Origin of the sequence: Streptomyces sp. UH6 (genome assembly GCF_013421635.1) — a bacterium.
In the GTDB taxonomy this organism is placed as follows: domain Bacteria; phylum Actinomycetota; class Actinomycetes; order Streptomycetales; family Streptomycetaceae; genus Streptomyces; species Streptomyces abyssomicinicus.
The window spans coordinates 1-6,294 of sequence record NZ_JACADT010000279.1; the positions used below are offsets into that span (position 1 = coordinate 1).

Annotated in this window: 6 protein-coding genes; all 6 read right to left on the reverse strand. The window is 71.6% G+C overall.

What is annotated here, in order from left to right:
* Positions 1-55 precede the first annotated feature (55 nt).
* The gene (locus HW445_RS15325) at positions 56-511 is read right to left on the reverse strand and encodes a hypothetical protein (RefSeq protein WP_180221575.1); all 456 of its coding nucleotides are present in this window, start codon (positions 509-511) and stop codon (positions 56-58) included.
* A 173-nt stretch (positions 512-684) separates the two neighbouring features.
* Positions 685-2,103: an FAD-binding oxidoreductase gene (locus HW445_RS15330; protein ID WP_180221576.1), complete on the reverse strand. Its 1,419-nt coding sequence runs from the start codon at positions 2,101-2,103 to the stop codon at positions 685-687.
* A 31-nt stretch (positions 2,104-2,134) separates the two neighbouring features.
* Positions 2,135-2,935 carry an ABC transporter permease gene (locus HW445_RS15335; protein WP_180221577.1) on the reverse strand — a complete coding sequence of 267 codons (801 nt, stop codon included), beginning with the start codon at positions 2,933-2,935 and terminating at the stop codon, positions 2,135-2,137.
* A complete protein-coding gene (locus HW445_RS15340; protein ID WP_180221578.1) occupies positions 2,935-3,885 on the reverse strand; it encodes an ABC transporter permease in 951 nt (316 codons plus the stop codon). Before HW445_RS15340 ends, HW445_RS15335 begins: the two co-directional genes overlap by 1 nt.
* A complete protein-coding gene (locus HW445_RS15345) occupies positions 3,882-5,237 on the reverse strand; it encodes an ABC transporter ATP-binding protein (RefSeq protein ID WP_308799196.1) in 1,356 nt (451 codons plus the stop codon). Before HW445_RS15345 ends, HW445_RS15340 begins: the two co-directional genes overlap by 4 nt.
* Positions 5,234-6,294: spermidine/putrescine ABC transporter substrate-binding protein (locus tag HW445_RS15350; RefSeq protein ID WP_180221579.1), on the reverse strand; the 1,061-nt coding region annotated here is incomplete at its 5' end. The genes HW445_RS15345 and HW445_RS15350, both read right to left, overlap by 4 nt.

Below are 6,294 nucleotides of genomic sequence, written 5' to 3' on the forward strand. Positions count from 1 at the left end.
ACAGGCACAAGCCCCGGCCCCGGCCCCGGCCCCGGCTCCGCTCTCGACGCGCTCGTCAGCACTCGGTCAGCCCCGCCACCGCCTCGTGCATGGCGATCTCCAGCAGCACGGGATCCGTCAGCAGCCCCGTCCCGTCGGGCGGGACCAGCCACCGCATCCTCCCCCCGCGCGCCCGGCCGGGACGCGGGACGACCACCCACGCGCCGCGCCCCACCGCCCGCACCCCCGTGCCGAGCCACCGCCCGGCGGTCCCGGGCGGGACGAGGAACCCCACCCGTCCCTCGTCGAACCCGGCCAGCACCGGGCCCGGCCGGTCGAGGCACCGCAGCAGCACCGCCAGAGTGGCGTGCCCCAGTCCGCCCGGCAGTATCAGCACGTCCCAGCTCTTCCCGGCGGGCAGCAGGACCACGCCGTCGGCGCGCTGTTCCCATTCCCGGCGGCAGGCCACCGGGTCGGGGGCGACCGACGCCAGCCACTCGACCGCCCGCCTGACCGCAGCCGTCCCGTTCATCCGCGGAACCTCCTCGCTCCCGGTGTGCCGCCGACCGGCCGGGCGGCACTGTCCCGAGGGAGAGAGGAGGTTCCGCGCCGGTCATTACGCGACTCCCGCGCACTCACCCGTTCGAGTGAGGGTGAGCGCGCGGAAGACCAGCGGCCGGCGGGCGGTTCCGCGGGGCGCCGCGATCAGCTGTCGAACCCGAGCCCCACCCGGTCCAGCGCCCGCAGCCAGACGTTGCGTCTGCCGCCGTTGACGTCGGCCCGGGCCAGCGACCACCGGGTGAGCGCGATCCCGGTCCAGGCGAACGGCTCGGGCGGGAACGGCAGCGGCTTGGACCGCACCATCTCCAGCGACGTCCGCTCGGTGACCTCCCCGTCCAGCAGGTCCAGCACCACCTGCGCGCCGAACCGGGTGGCGCCCACGCCCAGCCCCGTGTAACCGACGGAGTAACCGACCCTCCCCCGGTGCGCCGTGCCGAAGAACGGCGCGAACCGCGAGCAGGTGTCGATGGCGCCGCCCCAGGCGTGGGTGAACCGCATCCCTTCCAGCTGCGGGAAGCAGGTGAAGAACTGCTCCGCCAGGGCGGCGAAGGTCTCGGGGCGATTGTCGTACTCGGCGCGCACCCGCCCGCCGTAGCGGTAGACGGCGTCGTAGCCGCCCCACAGGATCCGGTTGTCGGCGGTGAGCCGGAAGTAGTGGAACTGGTTGGCGAGGTCGGCCAGTCCCTGGCGGCCCCGCCACCCGAGCGCGGCCGAGCGCTCCTCGCTCAGGGGCTCGGTGAGCAGGGCGTAGTCGTAGACCGGCACGGTGTACGGCCGTACCCGGCGCAGCAGGCTGGGGAAGACGTTGGTGGCCAGGGCCACCTTCCCGGCCCGCACCGAGCCGTAGGGCGTGGTCACGGTGACGCCGCCGCCCTGCTGCCGCAGGGAGAGCGCCGGGCTGTGCTCGTGGATCCGCACGCCCAGTTCCCGGCAGGCCCTCTTCAGCTCCCAGGCCAGTTTGGCGGGATGGACCAGGGCGACGCCCCGCCGGTCGTACAGGCCGGCGAGGAAGGTCGGCGAGTTCACGTGGGCGCGCACGCCCTCGGCGTCGAGGAGCTCGATGCCGTCGGCGAGTCCGTGGTCCTCCATCAGGCCGTGCAGTGCGCGCAGTTCGCCGACCTGGTGCGGTTCCGTGGCGAGGTCGATCTCCCCGGTGCGCTCGAACTCGCAGTCCAGGCCGTACCGGGCGACGGTGTCCTCGATGGCGTCGAGGTTGCGCGCGCCCAGTTCCTCGAGCCGGCGGATCTCGCCCGGCCAACGGGAGAGCCCGTTGGCGAGGCCGTGGGTGAGGGAGGCGGCGCAGAACCCGCCGTTGCGTCCCGAGGCGGCCCAGCCGACCTCCTTGCCCTCCAGCAGCAGCACGTCGCGGCCGGGGTCGCGCTCCTTGGCGAGCAGCGCGGTCCACAGTCCGCTGTACCCACCGCCGACCACCAGCAGGTCGCAGGTGGTCGCGGCGGTGAGGGCGGGCTCGGGGCGGGGCCTCCCCGGGTCCTCCAGCCAGTAGGCGACCGGCCGGGCCTCGGCGAGAGACTTGGTCCAACGGTTCATGGCTCCAGGGGCCATGAATCTCAACTCCCCACAGGATGTGTTGTGTTTACGCCTTCATGCGTTTTCGGCCGTTGCCCACGGCCATGGAGACCACGACGACCAGCACGGCGACCAGGAACATGGCCGTGCCGACGACGTTGATCTGCACCGGGGTCCCGCGCTGCGCCGATCCCCAGACGTACATGGGGAAGGTGACCGTGGAACCCGCGGTGAAGTTGGTGATGATGAAGTCGTCGAAGGAGAGCGCGAAGGCGAGGAGCGCGCCGGCCGCGATACCGGGCCAGGCGATGGGCAGGGTGACGCGGAGGAAGGTCTGCGCCGGTCCGGCGTAGAGGTCCTGCGCGGCCTGCTCCAGGCGCGGGTCCATCGACATCACGCGTGCCTTGACGGCGGTGACGACGAAGCTGAGGCAGAACATGATGTGGGCGATCAGCACCGTCCAGAAGCCCAGCCGCGCGCCCATGTTGAGGAACAGGGTGAGCAGCGAGGCGGCCATCACGACCTCGGGCATCGCCATCGGGAGGAAGATCAGCGAGTTGACCGCGCCGCGCGCCCGGAACCGGTAGCGGGCCAGGGCGAAGGCGGTCATGGTGCCGAGGACGGTGGCGGCGAGGGTCGCCCAGAGGGCGAGCTGGAGGCTGAGCGCCAGTGACGCGCAGAGCCCGTCGACGCCGCACGGCCGGGTCCAGGCGTCGGTGGAGAACTCGTTCCAGGCGTAGTTGAAGCGGCCCGCGGGGTCGTTGAAGGAGAAGACCGTGACCACGACGTTGGGCAGGAGCAGGTAGCCGAGCGTCAACAGGCCGAAGATGACGACCAGGTGGCGCCGGAACCAGGTGAGCGGGGCCATCAGACGAGGTCCTCCGTCCCGGAGCGGCGGATGTGGACGCTGACGACCACCAGGATCACGGCCATCAGGATGAAGGAGAGCGCCGCGGCGGTCGGGTAGTCGAGGACGCGCAGGAACTGGACCTGGATGACGTTGCCGATCATGCGGGTGTCGGTGGAGCCGAGCAGGTCGGCGTTGACGTAGTCGCCGCCCGCCGGGATGAAGGTGAGCAGTGTTCCGGCGACCACGCCGGGCATCGACAGCGGCAGGGTGACCTTGCGGAAGACGGTGGCGGGGCGGGCGTAGAGGTCGGCGGCGGCCTCGTGCAGCCGGGGGTCGATCCGCTCCAGCGAGGTGTAGAGCGGGAGGATCATGAACGGCAGGAAGTTGTAGGTCAGGCCGCAGACCACGGCCAGCGGCGTGGCGAGCAGGCGTTCCCCGTCGGTGAGGCCGAGTCCCGCGGTCACGTCGAGGACGTGCAGGGTGTTCAGCGTCTCGACCACCACTCCCCCGTCGGCCAGGATCGTCTTCCAGGCCAGGGTGCGGATCAGGAAGCTGGTGAAGAACGGCGCGATCACCAGGATCATGATCAGGTTCCGCCAGCGCCCGGCCCGGAAGGCGATCAGGTAGGCCAGCGGGTAGCCGAGCAGCAGGCACAGCACGGTGGCGGTGCCCGCGTAGGCGACGGAGCGCAGGAAGTGGGGCCAGTACTCGGCGAGCGCCTCCGCGTAGGTGGCGAACCGCCAGGTCACCTCGTATCCGGCCTCCAGGGATCCGGTCTGGACGGAGGTGGACGCCTGGTAGATCACCGGCAGCGCGAAGAACACCAGCAGCCAGAGCAGGCCGGGCAGGAGCAGCAGGTAGGGCGTGGACCGACCGCGCCGGCGCCGGGGCGTCGTCTGTTCCGCGGCGGCCGCGGGTGCGGGCGGCGGGGGTGGCGGGGGCGTCCCGGTGAGGGTGGCGGAGCTCATCCGGCCGCCTCCTTCGCGGTGCCGTCGGCAGCCCAGGCGTCCTCGGCCTTCTCGGCCTCGGCCCCCTTCTCGGCCTTCCCGTCCTTCCCGTCGTGCCCGTCGTGCCCGTCGTGCCCGTCGTGCCCGTCGTGCCCGTCGTGCCCGGTCTTCCCGGGATTCCCGGCGGTGGCCGGCTCGACCCGCTCGACCCCGGCCTCGATGTCCTGCGCGGCGTCCAGGGCGAAGGTGTGGGCGCGGTCCCAGTGCACGACCACCTCCGCGCCGGGCACCAGACGGGGGTCGCGGTCGACGTTCTGCGCGTACACCGCGAGACCCCGTCCGGCGGGGCCGTCGACCAGGTACTGGGTGGAGACGCCGAGGAAGCTCGCCTCGGCGATCACGCCGGTGACCCGGTTGCGGCCGTCGGGTATCCGCCCGGCCTCGTCCGCCAGGGCGAGCGCCGTCTTCTCCGGCCGCACGCCGACCAGCAGCCTGGCGCCCGTCCCGCCGGGGGCGGAGCACCGTCCGGCGGGGACGCCGAGCCTGCCGCCGCGGGTGTCGACGAGGATCTCGCCGCCGGCCGTGGAGACGACCTCGGCCTCGATCAGGTTGGAGGTGCCGAGGAAGTTGGCGACGAAGGTGGTGGCCGGGTTCTCGTAGAGGTCGGCGGGGGCGCCGAGCTGTTCGACGCGGCCGGCGTTCATCACGGCGACCGTGTCGGCCATGGTCATGGCCTCCTCCTGGTCGTGCGTGACGTGGATGAAGGTGATGCCGACCTCGGTCTGGATCCGCTTGAGTTCGAGCTGCATCCGCCGGCGCAGCTTGAGGTCGAGGGCGCCGAGCGGCTCGTCGAGCAGCAGCACCTTGGGGTGGTTGATCAGCGCGCGGGCCACCGCGACCCGCTGCTGCTGGCCGCCGGAGAGCTGGTGCGGCTTCCGGCGTGCGTGCTCGCCGAGCTGGACCAGGTCGAGCATGTCGCGGACCTGGTTCTTCACCGACCTGACGCCGCGGCGGCGCAGGCCGAAGGCGACGTTCTCGAAGACGTCGAGGTGGGGGAAGAGCGCGTAGGACTGGAACACGGTGTTCACCGGCCGCTTGTACGGGGGCAGCCGGGTGACGTCCTGCTCGCCGAGGTGGACGGAGCCGGTGCTGGGCTCCTCCAGGCCGGCGATCATCCGGAGGGTGGTGGTCTTGCCGCAGCCGGAGGCGCCGAGCAGGGCGAAGAAGGAACCCTCGGGGACGGTCAGGTCGAGCGGGTGGACGGCGGTGAAGTCGCCGTACGTCTTGCCGATGCCGCTGAGGCGGACGTCCCCGCCGTCGCCGGACGCGGAGGCGGAGGCGGTGCTCCCGGTGGTCTGTGGCACGTCACTCACGCCCCTGTCAGCTTGGCGAACTTGACTTCGTAGGCCGTCTCTTCCTTGTCGCTCAGGGAGCGGAAGGCCCGGGACTTCTCGGCCATGGCCCGGTCGGGGAGGATCAGCGGGTTCTCGGCGGCGTCCGGGTCGATCTCGGCCAGCGCCTCCTTGACGCCGTCGACCGGGCAGACGTAGTTGATGTACGCGGCGAGCCGCGCCGCCATCGCCGGCTGGTAGTAGTGGTCGATCAGCCGCTCGGCGTTGGTCTTGTGCCGCGCGCCGGCGGGGACGAGGAGGTTGTCCGTGGACGTCAGGTAGCCGCTGTCCGGGACGACGAAGTCGATCTCGGGGCTGTCGGCCTTGAGCTGGACGACGTCCCCGGCCCAGGCGAGGCAGGCGGCGAAGTCGCCGCTGGTGAGGTCGGCGGTGTAGTCGTTGCCGGTGAAGCGGCGGATCTGGCCCTTGTCGACGGCCTTCTGGAGGCGGGCCGTCGCCGCGTCGTAGTCGTCGTCGGTGAAGTCGCCGGGGTCCTTGCCCATGTCGAGCAGGGTCATGCCCATGGTGTCGCGCATCTCGGTCAGCATGCCGACCCGGCCCTTGAGCTTCGGGTTGTCCAGCAGGTCGGACACGGACCTCACCTCGACGCCGTCGAGGGCCTTCCTGTTGTACGCGATGACGGTCGAGATGCCGGTCCACGGGTACGAGTAGGCGCGGCCCGGGTCCCAGTCCGGCGAGCGGAACTGGGCGGAGAGGTTGGCGTACGCGGTCGGCAGGTTGGCGGGGTCCAGCTTCTGCGCCCAGCCGAGCCGGATCATGCGGGCGGCCAGCCAGTCGGTGACGCAGATCAGGTCGCGGCCGGTGTCCTGCCCGGCGGACAGCTGCGGCTTGATCTTGGCGAAGAACTCGTTGTTGTCGTTGATGTCCTCGCCGTACTTCACGCGGACACCGGTCCGCCGGGTGAACTCCTCCAGGGTGGGGTGCCGCGTCTCGCCCTCGTCGACGTCCATGTACTCGGTCCAGTTGGAGAAGCTGACCGTCTTCTCCTTCGCCGAGTGGTCGTCGGCGGCGGCCGCGC